Source organism: Rossellomorea aquimaris (assembly GCF_001877785.1).
Taxonomy (GTDB): Bacteria; Bacillota; Bacilli; order Bacillales; family Bacillaceae_B; genus Rossellomorea; species Rossellomorea aquimaris_A.
This window is the reverse complement of the sequence record NZ_MINN01000074.1, coordinates 379,054-396,174: the sequence shown is the minus strand read 5'-3', so window position 1 is coordinate 396,174 and position 17,121 is coordinate 379,054. Positions and strand designations below refer to the sequence as shown.

General features: G+C 40.2%; 17 protein-coding genes. 13 read left to right on the top strand and 4 right to left on the bottom strand.

All coding sequences use genetic code 11. The features are described from left to right. The first annotated feature begins 12 nt into the window (after positions 1-12). From BHE18_RS05860 to BHE18_RS05840, 5 genes are all read left to right on the top strand, one after another. A complete protein-coding gene (locus tag BHE18_RS05860) occupies positions 13-519 on the top strand; it encodes a GNAT family N-acetyltransferase (protein ID WP_328585871.1) in 507 nt (168 codons plus the stop codon). Positions 520-540: 21 nt separating this feature from the next. After that, complete coding sequence (locus BHE18_RS22855; protein ID WP_171910664.1) at positions 541-1,338, top strand: protein phosphatase 2C domain-containing protein; 798 nt, start codon at positions 541-543, stop codon at positions 1,336-1,338. Positions 1,339-1,371: 33 nt separating this feature from the next. Then, on the top strand, positions 1,372-2,199 hold the full coding sequence (locus BHE18_RS22850) for a DUF4037 domain-containing protein (protein WP_071617665.1): 828 nt from the start codon (positions 1,372-1,374) through the stop codon (positions 2,197-2,199). Positions 2,200-2,483: 284 nt separating this feature from the next. Continuing rightward, on the top strand, positions 2,484-3,323 hold the full coding sequence (locus BHE18_RS05845) for an STAS domain-containing protein (RefSeq protein ID WP_071617664.1): 840 nt from the start codon (positions 2,484-2,486) through the stop codon (positions 3,321-3,323). 122 nt (positions 3,324-3,445) lie between these two features. Beyond that, a complete protein-coding gene (locus tag BHE18_RS05840; RefSeq protein WP_071617663.1) occupies positions 3,446-3,760 on the top strand; it encodes a DUF3892 domain-containing protein in 315 nt (104 codons plus the stop codon). Positions 3,761-3,831: 71 nt separating this feature from the next. Here the strand turns inward: BHE18_RS05840 and BHE18_RS05835 are convergent, their stop codons facing one another. After that, positions 3,832-4,356: a GNAT family N-acetyltransferase gene (locus BHE18_RS05835; RefSeq protein ID WP_071617662.1), complete on the bottom strand. Its 525-nt coding sequence runs from the start codon at positions 4,354-4,356 to the stop codon at positions 3,832-3,834. A 118-nt stretch (positions 4,357-4,474) separates the two neighbouring features. Between BHE18_RS05835 and BHE18_RS05830 the strand changes: the two genes are divergently transcribed. Further along, positions 4,475-5,029, top strand: coding sequence for a GNAT family N-acetyltransferase (locus BHE18_RS05830; protein WP_071617661.1), 555 nt, complete (start codon positions 4,475-4,477; stop codon positions 5,027-5,029). A gap of 87 nt (positions 5,030-5,116) precedes the next feature. Continuing rightward, on the top strand, positions 5,117-5,779 hold the full coding sequence (locus BHE18_RS05825) for a tubby C-terminal domain-like protein (protein ID WP_071617660.1): 663 nt from the start codon (positions 5,117-5,119) through the stop codon (positions 5,777-5,779). 48 nt (positions 5,780-5,827) lie between these two features. On the opposite strand, the gene BHE18_RS05820 is transcribed toward BHE18_RS05825, so the two are convergent. Next, positions 5,828-6,652 carry an STAS domain-containing protein gene (locus BHE18_RS05820; RefSeq protein ID WP_083573636.1) on the bottom strand — a complete coding sequence of 275 codons (825 nt, stop codon included), beginning with the start codon at positions 6,650-6,652 and terminating at the stop codon, positions 5,828-5,830. Positions 6,653-6,754: 102 nt separating this feature from the next. Continuing rightward, a complete protein-coding gene (locus BHE18_RS05815; protein WP_071617659.1) occupies positions 6,755-7,186 on the bottom strand; it encodes a hypothetical protein in 432 nt (143 codons plus the stop codon). A gap of 233 nt (positions 7,187-7,419) precedes the next feature. On the opposite strand from BHE18_RS05815, the gene BHE18_RS05810 reads away from it, so the two are divergent. The 4 genes from BHE18_RS05810 to BHE18_RS05795 all read left to right on the top strand — a co-directional run bounded on the left by BHE18_RS05810 (position 7,420) and on the right by BHE18_RS05795 (position 13,135). Beyond that, positions 7,420-7,845 (top strand): VOC family protein, encoded by a 426-nt coding sequence (locus tag BHE18_RS05810; protein WP_071617658.1) that lies wholly within the window; start codon positions 7,420-7,422, stop codon positions 7,843-7,845. Positions 7,846-8,045: 200 nt separating this feature from the next. Next, positions 8,046-11,216, top strand: a complete 3,171-nt coding sequence (locus tag BHE18_RS05805; RefSeq protein WP_071617657.1) for a DEAD/DEAH box helicase — start codon at positions 8,046-8,048, stop codon at positions 11,214-11,216. Between the two features lie 166 nt (positions 11,217-11,382). Beyond that, positions 11,383-12,555 (top strand): TraB/GumN family protein, encoded by a 1,173-nt coding sequence (locus tag BHE18_RS05800; RefSeq protein WP_071618256.1) that lies wholly within the window; start codon positions 11,383-11,385, stop codon positions 12,553-12,555. Positions 12,556-12,592: 37 nt separating this feature from the next. Continuing rightward, a complete protein-coding gene (locus BHE18_RS05795; protein WP_071617656.1) occupies positions 12,593-13,135 on the top strand; it encodes a GNAT family N-acetyltransferase in 543 nt (180 codons plus the stop codon). 550 nt (positions 13,136-13,685) lie between these two features. On the opposite strand, the gene BHE18_RS05790 is transcribed toward BHE18_RS05795, so the two are convergent. After that, positions 13,686-14,633 (bottom strand): nucleoside hydrolase, encoded by a 948-nt coding sequence (locus BHE18_RS05790; RefSeq protein WP_071617655.1) that lies wholly within the window; start codon positions 14,631-14,633, stop codon positions 13,686-13,688. Positions 14,634-14,937: 304 nt separating this feature from the next. Between BHE18_RS05790 and BHE18_RS05785 the strand changes: the two genes are divergently transcribed. Continuing rightward, a complete protein-coding gene (locus BHE18_RS05785) occupies positions 14,938-16,620 on the top strand; it encodes an acyl-CoA dehydrogenase family protein (RefSeq protein WP_071617654.1) in 1,683 nt (560 codons plus the stop codon). Positions 16,621-16,927: 307 nt separating this feature from the next. Next, on the top strand, positions 16,928-17,068 hold the full coding sequence (locus tag BHE18_RS23160) for a hypothetical protein (protein ID WP_171910663.1): 141 nt from the start codon (positions 16,928-16,930) through the stop codon (positions 17,066-17,068). Positions 17,069-17,121 lie beyond the last annotated feature (53 nt).

Genomic DNA, 17,121 nt, shown 5'->3' with positions numbered 1-17,121 from the left:
TGGAGTGTACTTATGATCATTATTAGAGCAGTAAAAAAAGAAGAAGCAGAAAAATTAATGCATTTAATCAAGAATGTTGAGAATCAGTCCGAATTCATGCTGATGGAACCAGGTGAACGTCAAATGACCCTGGAGAAACAAATAAAGATGATTGAAAGGTTTGAATCGCAGGAAAATGCAGTAATATTAACTGCCGAGAAAGACGGCATCATGATAGGATACCTTTTTGCGCTTGGGGGCTCTGCGAAAAGGACCAGACATTCTGCATATCTCGCAGTTGGCATATTAAAGGAGTTCAGAGGACAGGGAGCGGGGACATCACTATTTGAGGCTGTCGAAGAATGGGCAGGGAAACACGGGATTTCAAGGTTAGAGCTGACAGCTGTTACCGGCAACACCCTTGGAATCGGACTCTACAAAAAGCGCGGCTTTGAAGTAGAAGGCACAAAAAGGAATTCTTTGAATATAAACGGTGATTTCCATGATGAATATTATATGTCTAAACTTTTAAATGGCTGAGGACAATAAAGGAGAATACTTATGGAGAAATATAGCTGGGTTGGCAGCTATAACAACTATGTCGATGAAATTTTTATACAATCCATCAATAAAGTAGTAATTGGGCAGTTTGGAGGGAATTCATCTGCAGGTCAGTACAAAAATGAAGATGGCTGCCTTGTATGGTGTTCTCCAGGAGAATGGGAGTTTGCTGCCATTCTCGATGGTCATGATTCAGCTGAAAGTGTTGAACTCGTACTTAACACTATTGAAAGCAATCAAGAGAGTATCCATGAAATGATAAATAAGCAGCTTCCTGAATCCTTCATTGATTTGCAGAACTTTTTAATGCACACATTCCTCAGTGATGATTTCATAATGCAATCAAGCAAGGTACAAGGTGAAACTGCTTGTTTATTCGTTTTGAGAAAAGAAAATTTTATATGGTGGTTTTCCATTGGTGATTGTATTCTGCATATATTCCATCCAGAATTGACCGCGCTGGGTGAATATCAACAGAATCATCGAAGTTTCTTTGAATGGGTTGGAAATAACAGTACTTATAATAAACTTGTACCAAGCTACAGTACAGGAGTGAAAGAGCTGAGGCCAGGTGATAATCATATATTCTTGACTACTGACGGACTGACGGAATGCCCTGGTAAAGTATATGAAGCCCCTGAACGTATTCAAGCTGAATTCTGTGATGCTTCGTTAGAAGAGGGAGTGTATAAGCTGATGAACAGAATCGAATTAAATGGGGTGAGGGACAGTACCACGATTGTTACCTGGATATATACGTATAAGGGGGAAGCAACAAGACCAAGTGATATGAAATGAATTTATAAAACGTTGGAGTGAGGAAAAGTCATAATGGACATTTTTAAAAAACAATCAGTTGAAAGGGCAAAGATTTATCAGCAAAACCCAAAGGTGGAATCCATCCTTCTTGCTGGTTCTGTGTCACGGGGCTGGCAAGATGAGCATTCGGATATCGAATTGCATATTTTCTGGAATGATCCTCCGACCGACGATGATCGGCTCTCCCCAATAAACAAAGTAAACGGTAAAATTCTTTCCTATCATCCTTACGAAGATGAAGAATGGTCAGAAGCATATGTGACAAGAGAAGGTGTGAAATTCGAAATCAGCAGTTATCTAACTTCATCCGTCGAAAAGATGATTGAAGATGTAGTAAGCCGGAGTGAGACTGATTACGATAAACAATGTATTGCATCCTCGGTTTATTATGGTCAGTCGTTATTTGGGGAAGAGAAAATCACTCAATTGAAGAATATTCTCCATACATATCCGGAGAAGTTAGCTAAAGAAATGATTCTTGAAAATTTGGACTTTGGTAACCGGTGGCATAATCGAAAAGCGCTATTGAATCGGCAGGACTGGCTTATGTTGTATAGTGTAATATGTGATGCAGCGAAGAAACTTCTTGGTGTTTTATTCGGCTTGAATAAAATGTATGTTCACCATCCGGCATTTAAGTGGATGCAGAATAGTATTGCGCTAATGGAGTTTAGACCTGATAATCTATATGAAAGATTAACTGAAATTCTATCGGGCAAACCGGAGAACAGTGTAGCGGCTCTTACTGATTTAATCGATGAAACGACTTTACTGGTGGAAAAGCAGTTTCCTGAATTGATAAACAGCGAGAAGAAGAAAAGACTGAACTACTCAAAGTAGCTTGTACGCAAGCTCCAATAGCAAGTCAGCAGGTATGAAGAAGTATAGCGAATTTGCTTATGCTTCTTCTTTTTATTGAAAGATCCATGAATAATGACCATTTAGCTTCAGATAATACTAATGCATTTAATTATAAGCTTCCAGGGGAATAAAGATTGAATGTTTATCCTCATTTGTATAAGTCATTGGCCTCTTTCAATTGTGGACTTTGTCTCAGGAAGGATTTTCTTTCATCTAGAGCGAATATATACCATGTACAATCTATTTCAAAGGGGAGTTTTTCTATGGGTACCACTTTCGAGAACAAGAAGGAAATTTCAGCATTCATAGTGGCAAATCGGAAAAATTTTCAGGAAAAACTGCTATCTGAAGCTGTAAACGTTGGAAGTAAGATCAATGATATTTTAAAAAAAGGGAATATTGATCTTCTTAAGAATGCAGAAAAACTCGTGGTTTATATCGCCGAGAGCCATGAAAAAGAATTGGAGGAATTTGCTAAAATCGAAGGCGTTGCCTGGGCAGAGCATTCACTTACCCTTTCCTTTAAGCTTGAATGGGTGCAGGCGATAAGACGTACTTTATGGCACTTTCTTTATAAATTCGACAAAAAGCATGAAGCTCTATCAGAACGGGAACAGTTCTACGAATTAGAAAAAAGGATCAATGATAATGTCGACCGCTTCTTGAACAACTTTTTTATAAGCTATTCAGACTATAAGGACCGGCAGCTCTTATCTCAAAGAAAGCTCGTTGAACATTTATCGGTTCCTATCATCCCTATCAGTTCTATGATAGCCGTACTTCCACTGATTGGAACGATTGATTCCTATAGGATACAAACGATTGAAGAAAAAATATTAATGAATATTGCTTCATTGAAAATTCAGACCTTGATCATTGATATGTCAGGGGTAGCAGAGATGGAAATTGACATTATCGTCCATCTTAAAAGGTTATTAGGAGGCATCAATATGATGGGGTGCGAAGCTGTCATGACCGGATTGCGCGCTGATCTGGTAAAAAAGATGATTCATTCAGGCGTCAGTTTTCATAAGGAAGGGCTGATCAAAGGTACATTACAGCAGACGTTAAGGGAGTATCTGGTACTTGAACCTGGTAAATAGATTTTTGTTTTTATAATATATCATAACTTTATTATGTAAACCGAGTTCGTTGTTTTTTGTTAATCCAATCATAAAAGCAACGCCTCCCGCCCATACTAAACATATGTTCGGGAGGTGTAATTTTGGAAAACAAGAATTTTGAACAAATTTATGAACAATACAAACAGGAAGCTGCACATCATCTTCAACAGGAACCGGCAGAATCTGCTGATTCAGCTGCAGAAAAAATCGTGGCCATCCGCAAGAATGGGGACGATGATATTATCGCTTTTAAGACAGAAAGCGGACGGGAACTTGATTACCTGACAGCTCTTGAGGAAGCAAAAAAAGGGAAGCTGGCGCATGTAGATGTCTTTCACAGATACGGAAGGGACATTATCCGCAGTGAACCGGATGGAATAGAAGAAAACAACCTTAACAATCTGCCGCATTTTTAGAATTGGGAGTCTGCCTATTAAGACTCCTTTTCTTATGCAGTCAGCTTCAAGCCCACTTTAAACAAGGAAGTTTAGTTTCTTAAAACTGTAATGAATCCGCCAAGGATCTCGTGACTGACTGTAAATCCTTTTCTCTTATAAAATTCAAGCGCAGCCATATTTCCGTTTGAAACAAAGATGAAGACGTCATCAACTTCATTGAAATGGTTCAGCCAATCCATCGACATTCCAAAAAGCCTCGAGCCGATTCCATATTTTCTATACCCTTCTTTAATATAAAACTGTGAGAGACATCCTACATAAGGTTTTCTGACAGTTGCCATGTCAAAAAAAGTGGCAAAATCATTTGAGTAAGTTTCCTTTGGAGAGATATTCGAATAAACATACCCCACAATACGGTCAGCGTCTTTAACGACTACGATGAAATTTTGTATGGCTTTTTCAATAGATGGTATCAATCTTGTCTCAAAGCTCATATCATCGAAAAGCTCAGGTCTTATTGAAGCGGCTGATTGTTGGAATTTCATCAGCTCATTGCAGCTATCCCGCAGGCAGTCAACTTTATCCTCAGGCAAGACTTCATAAGTCAAGTTCACGTTTCTCGCTCCTTACATAAATAGTATATGATTATTTTATATGAGAATTATTTTAATAGGTATGAATATTAAATAGATGGCAGTTCTGCCTCAATATGCAATATGCGAAGGAGATCCTATGTTGAATATAGAGATTAGAAGACCTGAGTACAGTGATATTGATTATTTACACCGTTTTTTCAAAATAGTGATTACAGATACTTTTCTAAAAGAGCAAATTGAGGCTAACGCTGATGATCTGGAACAGGAAATCAATACGAAGAAATCTTACTTAGAAGCCGATTTGCAAAGTGGGGGAATAGAACGTTATTTCCTTATTGCGATTAATGGACAAAGAATCATAGGTACCATTGAATATGGTCCGCCGAGTCAGCTCATCATTAATGGTACAGATAAAACCTTCAGATATCAATATGAAGTAGGTACTGTATTCGTTGATCCAGCTTATCAACAAAAGGGGATAGGGAATTTAATGATGCAAGAAATGTTCCTGCTTCTTCTTAATAAAGGAATAACGGAGGTTTGCCTGGACAGCGGGTTTCGTCAATCTCAAAATATCTGGAAAAGAAAGTTTGGAACTCCGCTTTATTGTCTGAAAAATTATTGGGGTGAAGGAAACCATCATATGATTTGGAGACTTAACGTAAACGACGTATTAAAAAAGTTCAAATAGATACCAATTTAATACTTCCCTCAGGCACTATAAAGTTTTAAAGCTGTAACGAGGGTCAACATGAAATAAGAGAGGGAGGCAGCAGCAATGTACTCATCAGGAATTGTTCCATCATGGTTTTACATCATGGTCATCATCGTATTTATATTGTTTGTGGGGGTAGGATATTGGGTGACAAGGGCTGAGAAGAATTTACAAACAGGAGGGGACGGAAAGATTGCGGACAAAGCCATCTTCTATGAGAACCGTTTTAGGATTTCAGAAAAACCTGCTGAAATCATTGACGTAAAGACGAATTATGCAGGATCCGTACAACGGATCTTCATCACCAGACTAGAGCAGATATTTGCTTTCTTTTCGCCGCGTAATCATATTAAGCTGATTGGCAAGAATCATGATGAGAGTCTGGTAATCACCGTCAAAAATATAAAAGGTAAAGAAAAATTCCTTCATAGCAGCTGGGAAGTTGAAGTCAGAGAAGGTGAAATCAAGGATAGTTTTAAAATAAATAGTTATTCAGAAAAACGAAGGTACATTGACTTGTCATTCCCTTTTAAAGGTGGAATAATCGAAGTTTCAAGTGACCTTAAATATGGGGTGATAAAGTTTCATAGTGGAAACAGAGAGAGTGCTTTAATCACTTTCCAACGAAAGCTTCCACCACGAAAGGTTTTTATCGACGCAAAAGAGGGCGAGCTGCCACTTCCAATGCTTGCAGTCGTGTTTGAGATTGTAAAGTATTATGATTAATAAAAGGGGGAGAACCAATCTGCTGGTTCTCCCCCTTTTAATCAGTCACTATTCCTGCAATGCCTTCATTGCGATGTGAAGACTTGAATAGATAGGGATCGTTGAAATGTTGATTCCCAGATTGATCATGGTTTGGGCAATTTCTGGACGAATGCCTGTCAAAATGGCATGGATACCGGAAAGACCCAGGGCGTCGATTACTTTGAAAATCCGGTCTGCAACCATCGTATCGATGATAGGAACACCTGATAAATCCAGGATGATATGATCAAGTCCAAGCTCGGACCCTTTTATGAGCGCTTTGTCCATTAATTCATGAGCCCGTTTTGTATCAATATCACCGACTAAAGGAAGAATCCCGATAGTATCGGTGACTTTGATAACAGGCACCGAGAGTTCCAATGCAACTGATTCGGCAGCATAAATTCTTGAATAGTATTTTTTACTATAAGAAATACTGAGCCAGTGAACTGCCCGGTCGACTACAGAATTAAATCGGGAAAGTACATTATAAAATTCAATATACGTAAGCTGCTGTGCTTCAGCTTCTTCGCTTATGATTTTTCCGATTTTATCTCTGTAATTCCTGATTTCTTCTATTGCGATATCTAATGGGAGATCTAAATCTATCAGAAGATTTACTGCCTGTTCTCCCCATTTATTAATATGATCGTATGATGTATCAAGTGATTCAGTTATTGATTGGGCATAAATATTAATCAGGTTATGGCGCCATTCTTTTAATTCCCCACTTATTGCATTTGAGTAATTATCCTTATTATCAAACGCTCTCTGATCTGCCATTTCATCTTTAAGTTTAATGATAGATTGAGCGATATCATTCATTTTTGTATTCTCTATATTTACAGACAACAAGCATTCCCCCTGCCGGCTTTTTAAAATATGGTAACATAAAATGTTGATTTAGTCTTTAGCGAGCCTTTTTTATCAGTGCAGATTTAATTTTGCAGCTCTTTACAATTCCACTGAATTCCATTTTTTTAATTCTTTTTCGGAAATTCCGTAATAAACAGTTTCCGTCCTGTCCCTTACGCCATAACTGACAATGCAGGGATTGCCAATCCACTTGACTTCGATTGAATCAACTTCAGCGTGCCGCTTCACTCCTGCTATTTCTATCTGGACGACATTTCCTATTTCAAACATAGTATCATAAAATAAATTCTGCCTTTTTGTGGATATAAGGGAAGAACAATCCTCAACATTTACATATTTCTTAAATCCTCCGTCAATGTCATAAGTAATGGCAGAGGAATGCTTATTTAAATGAAAACAGACTTTAATTACTTTTCCTGCCCTTAAATAACAGGAAGATTGAGGATGCCTGTGTACATCCTCAAAGCTGATCATATTATTTATTGGAATGACTTCAACAGCACCAAACATAAACCTGACCTCCTGGTAATGATTCCTTAGTCATACCTATTTGGAATGGTCTGTTAATAGAACACTTCAATATATGAAGAAGTTTTTAAAAATTAAAAATACACAAAAATATATTGCGAACACTTGTTCTTGAAAGTATAATTAATTTGTAATGGGTGATATCGCGAATGTATACAGAATCCCGGGGTTTAATGCCACGAACTGAAAGTAATTTATTTTTGGGAGCTGATTAAATGGGTGTACAAGTTTTTCCATACTTAGTGATGGATGGGAACGCAGGGGAAGCAATCAATTTCTATAAAGAAGCATTGGGTGCCGAGGTTCTATACTCCCAGACTTTTGCAGAGAGTCCTGAAGATCCTGAATTTCCTCTTCCAGAAGAAGCTAAAGACCGCATTATGCATGCGACAATCAAGATCGGGGAGTCTGAAATTATGTTCAGTGATACATTCCCAGGGCAGCCTCATTCAACTGGAAGCCAGGTGACATTGTGTATTACGACAAGCGATGCCGAAGCTTCACAAAAACTATTTGACGGATTGCAGCAAGAAGGCGAAGTGACGATGCCGCTGCAGAAAACATTCTTCAGCCCGCTGTATGGTTCTGTGATTGACAAGTTCGGAGTTTCCTTCCAAATTTATACCGGGGAAGAGAAGTAAACGAAACTAAAGATTTTTTAATAGTCACCCTTACAATTAACCTGCCTAGAAAAATACATAATCCTGAAAGAGCCACTCTCCAGTCATCAAGGAGGCTGGCTCTTTCATTTTGAAATCACTTATTTATAACTGTCTTATTCCTCAAATATGATACAATCAACCTATCCTATAATCGTAATAGCAGTTAGAAGGAGAATACTATGAATTTCGAGCTTAATCCCAAGATCATTCAGGATATGTGCGGGACTGTGTCCTATAAAAGCGGAGAAGCTTATGTCCGGTCTAACAAGGTTACAATAGAAGACCATGGCGCAGATCATTGCAAGGCTTTAGTAAGAGGTGCCGAAACATTCGAAGTAAACATAATAAAAGACGAAGGCGGTCACTTGATAACGGAATGCAGCTGCCCGAAACTTGCATCATATAATCTATCATGTCAACACACAGCTGCGGTTTTAATCGCAATTCAGGGGGCGGGGGATACATCCGCAGAGGATTTATCAGAAGACTTTTTGCATCTCTTTAATATGCAAAAAAAAAGTCCTCCACGTATTGAACAGCTTCATTTTGAAACTAGAGAGGTATTAAATATAGATTTTGTCCTTCGGCCTGTTTCAATGAGGGGAGGACAGAATCTGATTGGTGTTGAAATTGCAGTGAACGGACATCCTGTCGGGTACATCCGGGGATTTTTAAAAGCTTTGAAAGAAGGACGCCCGTTTAAGATAAATAACAGTTTTACTTATTCAACACATAACCACTGTCTGCGGAGAGAAACAGAGGCTGTGGTAAGCGGATTAATCAACATACTTGATGATGAGCGGATCTATACAGATAAATTAACAGAAGCTGAAGAGTCAGTCAAAGAGACATTGATCCTGCCTCCTTCCTCATGGGAGGATATTATTCCTGAACTGGAAAAAGTGTCAGTGGCAGTGGAACTTCAGGGAAAGGAGTATTCCAATTTTCAAATTTCTTCCTCGCATCTCCCTTTGACTTTTAACTTTGACGTATCGGGGGGGAATCGATACACATTAAGTATCTCAGGGCTTAACGGTATGATTTTATTCTCTCCATACAATTCGGTACTTGACGGGGGGACACTGTACGCACTGGATGATACTGATTTCAAAAGGATTTCTGAATTGCAAAGTATGCTGATTGCGTCCGGCAAAGATGAAATTATCATCCCGAGAGTAAAGATCGCTTTTTTCTTGGAAAAAGTGGCTCCGCATCTGAAAAATCTTGGTCAAGTAAGAATTTCGAAATCTTTAACTGAACATTATATTAGAACTCCCCTGACAGCAAAGCTTTACCTTGACAGGGTACATAATAAGATGCTTGCGGGACTTGAATTTCAATATGAAAACATCAGTATTAATCCATTAGAAGAAAAAGACAATGCAACTGGTTCACTTGTTATACGGGATACCGAACAGGAAAATGAAATTTTGGCTATTATGGATGACAGTTCATTCGCAAAGACGGAAGGAGGTTATCTGATCCAAAATGAAGAATTGGAATTTGATTTCCTTCACTATCAACTTCCAAAGCTTCAAAAAATAGCGAGTGTCTATGCCACTACGGCTGTCAGGAACAGGATTTTCCGAGGAAACGCGAAGCCGCAAATCAGGATAAGGGTTAGTAAAGAACGCACGAACTGGCTTGAGTTTAAATTTCAAATGGACGGAATAAACGAAACAGATATCCGTGAGTTGCTTGCCGCCCTCGAAGAGAAAAGGAAATACTTTCGCCTGCGGAGCGGTGCATTATTGTCCCTGGACACAAAAGAATCCCGGGAAATCCAGCGTTTTATGGAGAACCCTGAGGTCGCTTCATCTTCATTGGCAGACGGTCTCGAACTTCCCATGACTCAGTGCATTGAACTGATTGATACGGTCGATGGAAGTAAAGGATTCAGAATGGAGAACTCATTCCGTGAGTTCCTTGACACTCTGCATAAATCTGGAAGCATGGAGTTTGAAGTACCTGAAATCCTTAATGATGTACTCAGGGATTACCAGAAGAAAGGCTATAAATGGATGAAAACCCTTGCTCATTTTGGGTTTGGAGGCATTCTTGCCGACGATATGGGTCTCGGGAAGACGATTCAGAGCATTGCATTCATTCAATCGATTTTAGAAGAGTCCAGAAAGGATGAAACACCTGCACTGATCGTATGCCCTTCATCGCTGACATATAATTGGCTGAATGAGATGACGAAATTCACCCCCGAAACGAATACATTGGTTTTAGACGGCAGTAAAAACAACCGAAAGAGATTGCAGTCAACCATCCAAGAGGTGGATGTTGTCATAACCTCCTATTCGATACTGCGCAAGGACATCCGGTGGTTTGAAGAGCGGAAATTTTCCGTTGCATTTTTCGATGAAGCTCAAGCTTTCAAAAATCCTGTGACTCAAACGGCTCGGGCCGTTAAGAAAATCGAGGCAGTTCATCGATTCGCCCTTACGGGTACTCCGGTCGAAAACTCAATTGAAGAACTGTGGTCCATCTGCCATGTGGTTTTTCCTCAGCTTTTCCTGGGGTTGAAAGATTACAGCCAGCTCACCAATAAAACAATTTCCCGAAGAATCCAGCCTTTCATGCTTCGCAGAATGAAAGAGGATGTACTGCATGAACTGCCGAAAAAAATTGAAACGAGAGAAACGGTCGAACTGCTTCCTGAGCAGAAGAAAATTTATGCTGCATACTTGGCTAAACTCCGTCATGACACTCTCAAACATCTGGATAAGGATACTATAAGAAAAAATAAGATTAAAATACTGTCCGGAATCACACGTTTGAGGCAAATATGCTGCCACCCTGCATTGTTTGTGGAGGATTATAAAGGAAGCTCTGCAAAAATGGAGCTGCTGATGGAATTACTGGATGAATCCAAGGTGTCAGGCAGGAGGGTGCTGATTTTTTCTCAATTTACGAAGATGCTTCTACTGATTGGCAGAAAACTTGTGGAAAAAAACACATCATTCTTTTATCTGGACGGCGAAACACCATCAGAAGAACGCCTTAACCTGTGCAATCGCTATAATAAGGGGGAAAGAGATATCTTCCTTGTTTCATTAAAGGCAGGCGGGACCGGACTTAACCTGCACAGTGCAGACACCGTAATTCTTTATGATACCTGGTGGAATCCTGCAGTTGAAGAGCAGGCTGCAGACCGGGCTCACCGTATGGGGCAGGAAAATGTGGTCCAAGTGATCAAATTGGTTGCAAAGGGGACAATCGAAGAAAAGATGAGTGAATTACAGGACAAGAAGAGGGACATAATTCAAGAGATAATCGACCCTTCAGAGAAAAAGGGGATTATGCTCAGTGAACATGATATTAGAGAGATTTTAATGATTTGAGAAGGATTCAGCTGTTGATTGAAGTGGTAGATACATACCTTTTCGGAAGGCGGAGTCCTTCACGGAAATCAGCAGCATAATAATATTTCTGAAGTTTTCAGGCACATACATATTTAAATGGTAAAATAATTATATATTATTAGGTAAAAGAAGGGACCCGATGGCTATGGAAGTTGAGGAAAAGAATATTACAAGATTGTACATTGATGGAAAAGAATACATATTGATCGGTACAGCTCACGTATCAAAGAAGAGTGCTGAACAAGTAAAGGAAGTCATTGAGCGGGAACGGCCCGATTCCGTGTGTGTAGAATTGGATGAGCAAAGATACCAATCGATCATGGAAGGCGAAAAGTGGAAAGAAACAGATATTTTCAAAGTGATTAAAGATCGGAAAGCGACATTTTTATTAATGAATCTGGCAATATCATCTTTTCAGAAAAGGATGGCTAAGCAACTGGGAATTCAAGCCGGGCAGGAAATGATCCAGGGAATCCAATCAGCCAAGAAGACTGGGGCGGAACTTGTTCTTGCTGACCGGAATATCCAAGTGACCTTCTCCCGGATATGGAGCAACGTCGGGTTTACCGGGAAAGCAAAATTACTTATGCAGATCATATACAGCATATTCAGCAATGACAGTATTTCAGAAGAAGAGCTTGAAAAGCTTAAATCGAAAGATATGCTGGAAGGGATGCTGAATGAATTTACCGAAACATTCCCCCGTTTGAAGAAACCATTAATTGATGAACGCGACCAATACCTTTCCCAAAAGATTAAAGATGCGAAGGGTAAGAAAATAGTGGCGGTTTTGGGGGCAGCTCATGTCCCGGGTATTAAAGAGGAAATCAAGAAAGAACATAATCTGGATCAATTGAATGAACGGCCGCCTAAATCCAAACTCCCTAAAATCATTGGCTGGGGGATACCAATATCTATCCTTGCACTCATTGCGTACACGTTCATCTCAAATCCTGAAGCAGGATTGCAGCAATCGGTCAGCTGGATTTTATGGAATGGCGGTTTTTCTGCACTCGGGGTGGCTATTGCTCTCGGACATCCGCTGGCTATCTTGACCGCTTTTATCGCAGCACCGATTACTTCTTTGAACCCATTGCTTGCAGCCGGCTGGTTTGCAGGGGCGGTTCAGGCTTACTTCAAACGCCCAAATGTGGCGGATTTCGACCGGTTGTCGGAAGATGTCTTGAGTCTAAAGGGATTCTGGTCAAATAAAGTGACACGGGTGTTATTGATTGTTGTTTTAGCTAACCTCGGCAGTTCATTGGGGACCTTTATCGGCGGAGCGGACGTCATACGACTATTCTTTGAAAATCTATAATATTTGTATTGGTAACAGGCTTAAAGGGGGATAATCGATGATGCAGATTCTTCATTCAGAAAGACTGGTGTTACGGGCCTTTTCAAAAGCTGATGCCGCAGAAATACAAAATCTCGCCAATAATAAGGAGGTTGCAGATATCATCGGGCTTCCTCAACCTTATATGCTGAAACACGCCCTGGAATGGATTGAAATTCAGCCGGAGTTGATTCAGCTTGGAACTGAATATCCACTTGCAATCACAGAGAAAATGTCAAATGAATTAGTCGGAACGATTACTCTGAGGGTGAATAAAGAACATTCCAAGGGAGAGCTTGGTTATTGGATAGGCAGGCTATATTGGGGTAAAGGATTTGCAACGGAAGCCGTGAAGAGGATGATTGCGTTTGGATTTCAGGATCTTGAATTAAATAAGGTCTGGGCGTCAGTCCTTTCAAGAAATAAAGGCTCCATAGCTGTATTGCAGAAAGCAGGGTTGTTGAAAGAAGGAACTTTAAAGCAAGACCGACTTATTTCCGGTAAATTTGAGGATATTAATACATTTGGTATTGTGAGAGAAGAATACACTTATAAAAAGTAAAGAGCAGTTTCTGAAAGGTCCTCAGGCAAGGCCTTTCAGAGACTGCTCTCATTATTTTAGGAGATTTATTATGGTGGTGTTTTTGATGGCCTCTAAAACCGGATCGGAAATAATGAACAACGTGAACCGGGCAGTGTGGATTTTTTTATGCCTGTCCTGCCTTGTCTTCCTTGTCTTCTGCCGTGTTGTTTGTATACCTAACACGGTATGGAGGGTGTTAGAAATGAGTTTTTGATAATATAATTCTGTTTTTGATAATAAAAAGTTAATTTTGATAATATATCCTTGTTTTTGATAATAAGTGGTCCGTTTTTGATAATAAAAATTACCATGGCCTCTTAATACCCCGATTACACCTCATGAACTAACACAAATTATTGATTTCAGGTGATACAAACCAAAAATTCACGGAAATTCGAGAAAAAGGAAGAATACCCCCTCCTGAATAATTTGAACTGCGATACCTTTCCAGTCCATGTCCCGATCCCCTTATCCACCGAAAATATCCCTTCCAGTCAGGAGGAAGAAACTCATTTAATGAAGAAAGGAATCATTCAAACACTTCGCCAGTCATAACAGACATAAACCGCCTGTAAAATTTATTGTAATCGAATCCAAATGCGATGCGATGTTTTTTGGCATCTTCCCCGAATTTCGTGTAAGGTCTTATGTCTGTGATGCTTTGTCCTTGATTGATACGTCCTTCAGTCGTCACGATGAATACAGGCAGTTCCCTGAACGTGAACATGTCTTCGAATAAAGGGGCCATCATGGTGATCGCGTCGTGAACCGGACTGCCCTGGATCTCCGGATTCCGTTTCTTGTAGAAAGAGTAGTAATAATCCAGCAAAGGTTTTAAAAGCTCTGTCCGGCCTTTGGAATCGATATAATCAACCATCTCTGGTGTCACGATGGAATAATCGGTCACGTTAAGAGGAATGATCGTTAAGTTTTTGCCATAATTCATGACGAGTCTTGCAGCTACCGGGTCCGAATAAAAGTTTGCTTCAGAAACAGCTGTTACATTCCCCGGCACCCAGAAGGCTCCGCCCATCACATAGACATCCTTCACTGTGTCCATAAGCCCAGGATATAAAATGTACATTGTAGCAAGTGAGGTCAATCTGCCTATGCTTACGATGGTAAGCTCTCCATCATACTGCTGAATGATGTTCACAATTTCAAAAAAGTTTTCTGTCGTGTCGATCAATTTGTCAGGAATGATCGGACCCAGTCCGTACTCTCCATGGATTTCAGGGTAATAAGTCGGCTCCTGGGCCGTCATAGGTATTTCCGCTCCTCCTATTATAGGAAACTTTTTACCTTCGGGAACATATGTCATCAAATAGTTTGCGGTTTGGATGGCACGTTTTCGGGGCACGTTTCCATAATCTGCGACCACTCCGACAAGTTCGATATCATCACTTAAGTATCCATATATAAGGGCGACTATGTCATCGATGCCCACATCTGCAAAAAGCAGGATTTTTTTCTTCATAAAGAGACACCCCACAGTTTTTCATATTATATGGAAGCAGAGTATTGTCCGGTGCCTTAACCAGAAAACGGTCAGACCGTGAAGTTTGCAACGGAAACTTTTTAATAGATTATTGAACTTTGCACGATCGAAAATGATAAAATATAACTATCTAAATATTCTAAAATCTATAAGTGCGAATAGGAGACAAGAAAATGAAGACTTCCAATTCAATTTCCCACAAAAAACCCCCCTCAAAAAGAGCGGAAAATCCTGGTGCGTCCTTAATGGGGCTGATGAGCGAAGAGAGGAATGAGGTGAAATCATGAAGAAGATCGAAAATTTTTATCTTGAAGATCTCCATCTCCAGCAATTGATCCGCCACTATCTAAAAGGGGATTTCCTTCAATGGGCAGAAAAAGAGCTGTCAGAATTCGGAGGAATGTGTGCAGGTGATATCGACGAACGTGCCACTCATACCGACCGTGAAGGACAGCCCCGGCTCATCAAATATAATCGCTTTGGTGAGGAAGTATCTGAGATCTGGGTAAATGAAGGGTATAAAAAAACAGTTCAGGATACTTACAATAAAGGGATTGCCGGATATATCCACAAAGAAATCCCTGCCCTCGGGAGAAGGGGGAATTATCTTTATTCATTCGCACAGGGATATCTTCTTTCTCAATCAGAACCGGGATTTTATTGTCCAGTCACATTGACGATGGCCACGGCACTTCTGCTTGATAAATATGCCTCTGAAAATGTGAAAGGAATATTCCTGAAGCATGTGCTTTCAACCGGGGAAGTGGAGCTTTATGAAGGTGCGACATTCTTGACAGAGAGGCAGGGGGGCTCGGATGTAGGAGCTAATGTCGTTCGGGCTGTTAAAAGTGGAACTGATTATGAACTGTTTGGAGAAAAGTATTTTGCTTCGAATTCGGGCATGTGCGGGGTTGCGATGGTACTTGCCAGGATAGAGGGTGCAGCGAACGGAAGCAAAGGACTCAGTTTATTCGCAGTCCCTTGGAGGAAGACGGACGGAACTTTGAATGGTATCCACGTCCGCCGATTAAAAGATAAATTAGGGGTTCGTGCGGTACCTTCTGCTGAAATTGAATTCGATGGCGCAAAAGCCTATCTTGTGGGGGAAGCAAACAAAGGAATTTATTATATGATGGAAGCATTGAATCTATCAAGGATCTGCAATGCAATTGCTTCGATCGGAATCATGAGAAGGACTTATATGGAAGCGAGAAATTACGCATTTCACCGTGAAGCGTTCGGGGAGAAACTTTCCCACTATCCAATGATCAGGGAGACTCTTGTAAATCTTGCCGCTAAACAGCAAGTTGAAACAAGCGCAGTATTCAGGCTGGTTGAAATGTTTGACCGGATCTCAAACGAAGAAATACCGACCACAGATGATGAGGCTGCCCTAACAAGGCTTTACATTGCAATTTTGAAAAAGGAAAGTGCCGAGCAGGCTGTACACTTCTCTCATGAGGCTATTGAAATGCATGGAGGCAATGGTTATATCGAAGATTTCGTTCTTCCGCGCATGTTGAGGGACGCCCAGGTGCTAACCGTCTGGGAGGGGACTGCAAACATACTAGGCCTTGAAGTGCTTCGCTTGATGAAGAAACACAGTGTACATGTACTGTTCGTAAACCAAATGAGGCAGGAGCTGGACCGCCTTCCCGAGGAGCACAGTGAGTCAATTGAAAAGGTTCTTGAAGGGTTGACTGTTTTGGAATATTTATTGGCTAAAGTAGCCGGTTCTGACGAAGATACCCAAACCTATCATAGCAAACGGATAGCTGAACTGATGGTTAAAGTTTATGAAAGCGTCGTTGCCCTTGGAGACGCAGCCCTATTCGGAGATGAACGCAGGCGAATGATTGCAGAGGTGTTCATTGAGCAAACGTGGAACAAGAATGAGTGGTTTGATTCAGAAATGAAATCACTTAAATACTTTGAAGAAATAATAGGTATGAACGTCAAAGTATAAAATAAAAAATTCCCGGGTAGACCGGGAATTTTTTATTTCTCACAACAGCATGGGCAGTCACATTCTTTTTTAGTCTGACATTTGCATCGTTCGCATGTGCAGTTATTTTTGATCACGGTGTCACCTCCATCGGGGCTTTTCTTAGTTTAAGGATTTCCAATCTGTAGGGTTTCATACCTTCGTACCTGTAAAGAATAGCTTGAACAGAAGGTGTATAGAATCAATAAAATAATATATATAAAATGGGATGTTTTTGTGATGCACTGCACATATTATTCCTAGTATAATGGAAAGGAGATGTACCCTCATGAAAGAAGAAAAGCAAAATAAAGACCTGCCATTAAAAGAAAAAGGCGATATGCAGACTATTGAAAATATTTCCAGTAACGAGGATATCCAGCAGGCTTCACAACCGCAGCCGAAAGATTATGATGAAATTGAATATTAGAATCCAAGAAGAAGGCCCGTCCCCATATTTTGGGGAGACGGGCCTTCTTCTTG

Coding starts and splice junctions, on each gene's coding strand:
- BHE18_RS05860 (WP_328585871.1), top strand. CDS start 13: ATGATCATTATTAGAGCAGTAAAAAAAGAAGAAGCAGAAAAATTAATG.
- BHE18_RS22855 (WP_171910664.1), top strand. CDS start 541: ATGGAGAAATATAGCTGGGTTGGCAGCTATAACAACTATGTCGATGAA.
- BHE18_RS22850 (WP_071617665.1), top strand. CDS start 1,372: ATGGACATTTTTAAAAAACAATCAGTTGAAAGGGCAAAGATTTATCAG.
- BHE18_RS05845 (WP_071617664.1), top strand. CDS start 2,484: ATGGGTACCACTTTCGAGAACAAGAAGGAAATTTCAGCATTCATAGTG.
- BHE18_RS05830 (WP_071617661.1), top strand. CDS start 4,475: ATGTTGAATATAGAGATTAGAAGACCTGAGTACAGTGATATTGATTAT.
- BHE18_RS05825 (WP_071617660.1), top strand. CDS start 5,117: ATGTACTCATCAGGAATTGTTCCATCATGGTTTTACATCATGGTCATC.
- BHE18_RS05815 (WP_071617659.1), bottom strand. CDS start 7,186: ATGTTTGGTGCTGTTGAAGTCATTCCAATAAATAATATGATCAGCTTT.
- BHE18_RS05810 (WP_071617658.1), top strand. CDS start 7,420: ATGGGTGTACAAGTTTTTCCATACTTAGTGATGGATGGGAACGCAGGG.
- BHE18_RS05805 (WP_071617657.1), top strand. CDS start 8,046: ATGAATTTCGAGCTTAATCCCAAGATCATTCAGGATATGTGCGGGACT.
- BHE18_RS05800 (WP_071618256.1), top strand. CDS start 11,383: ATGGAAGTTGAGGAAAAGAATATTACAAGATTGTACATTGATGGAAAA.
- BHE18_RS05795 (WP_071617656.1), top strand. CDS start 12,593: ATGATGCAGATTCTTCATTCAGAAAGACTGGTGTTACGGGCCTTTTCA.
- BHE18_RS05790 (WP_071617655.1), bottom strand. CDS start 14,633: ATGAAGAAAAAAATCCTGCTTTTTGCAGATGTGGGCATCGATGACATA.
- BHE18_RS05785 (WP_071617654.1), top strand. CDS start 14,938: ATGAAGAAGATCGAAAATTTTTATCTTGAAGATCTCCATCTCCAGCAA.
- BHE18_RS23160 (WP_171910663.1), top strand. CDS start 16,928: ATGAAAGAAGAAAAGCAAAATAAAGACCTGCCATTAAAAGAAAAAGGC.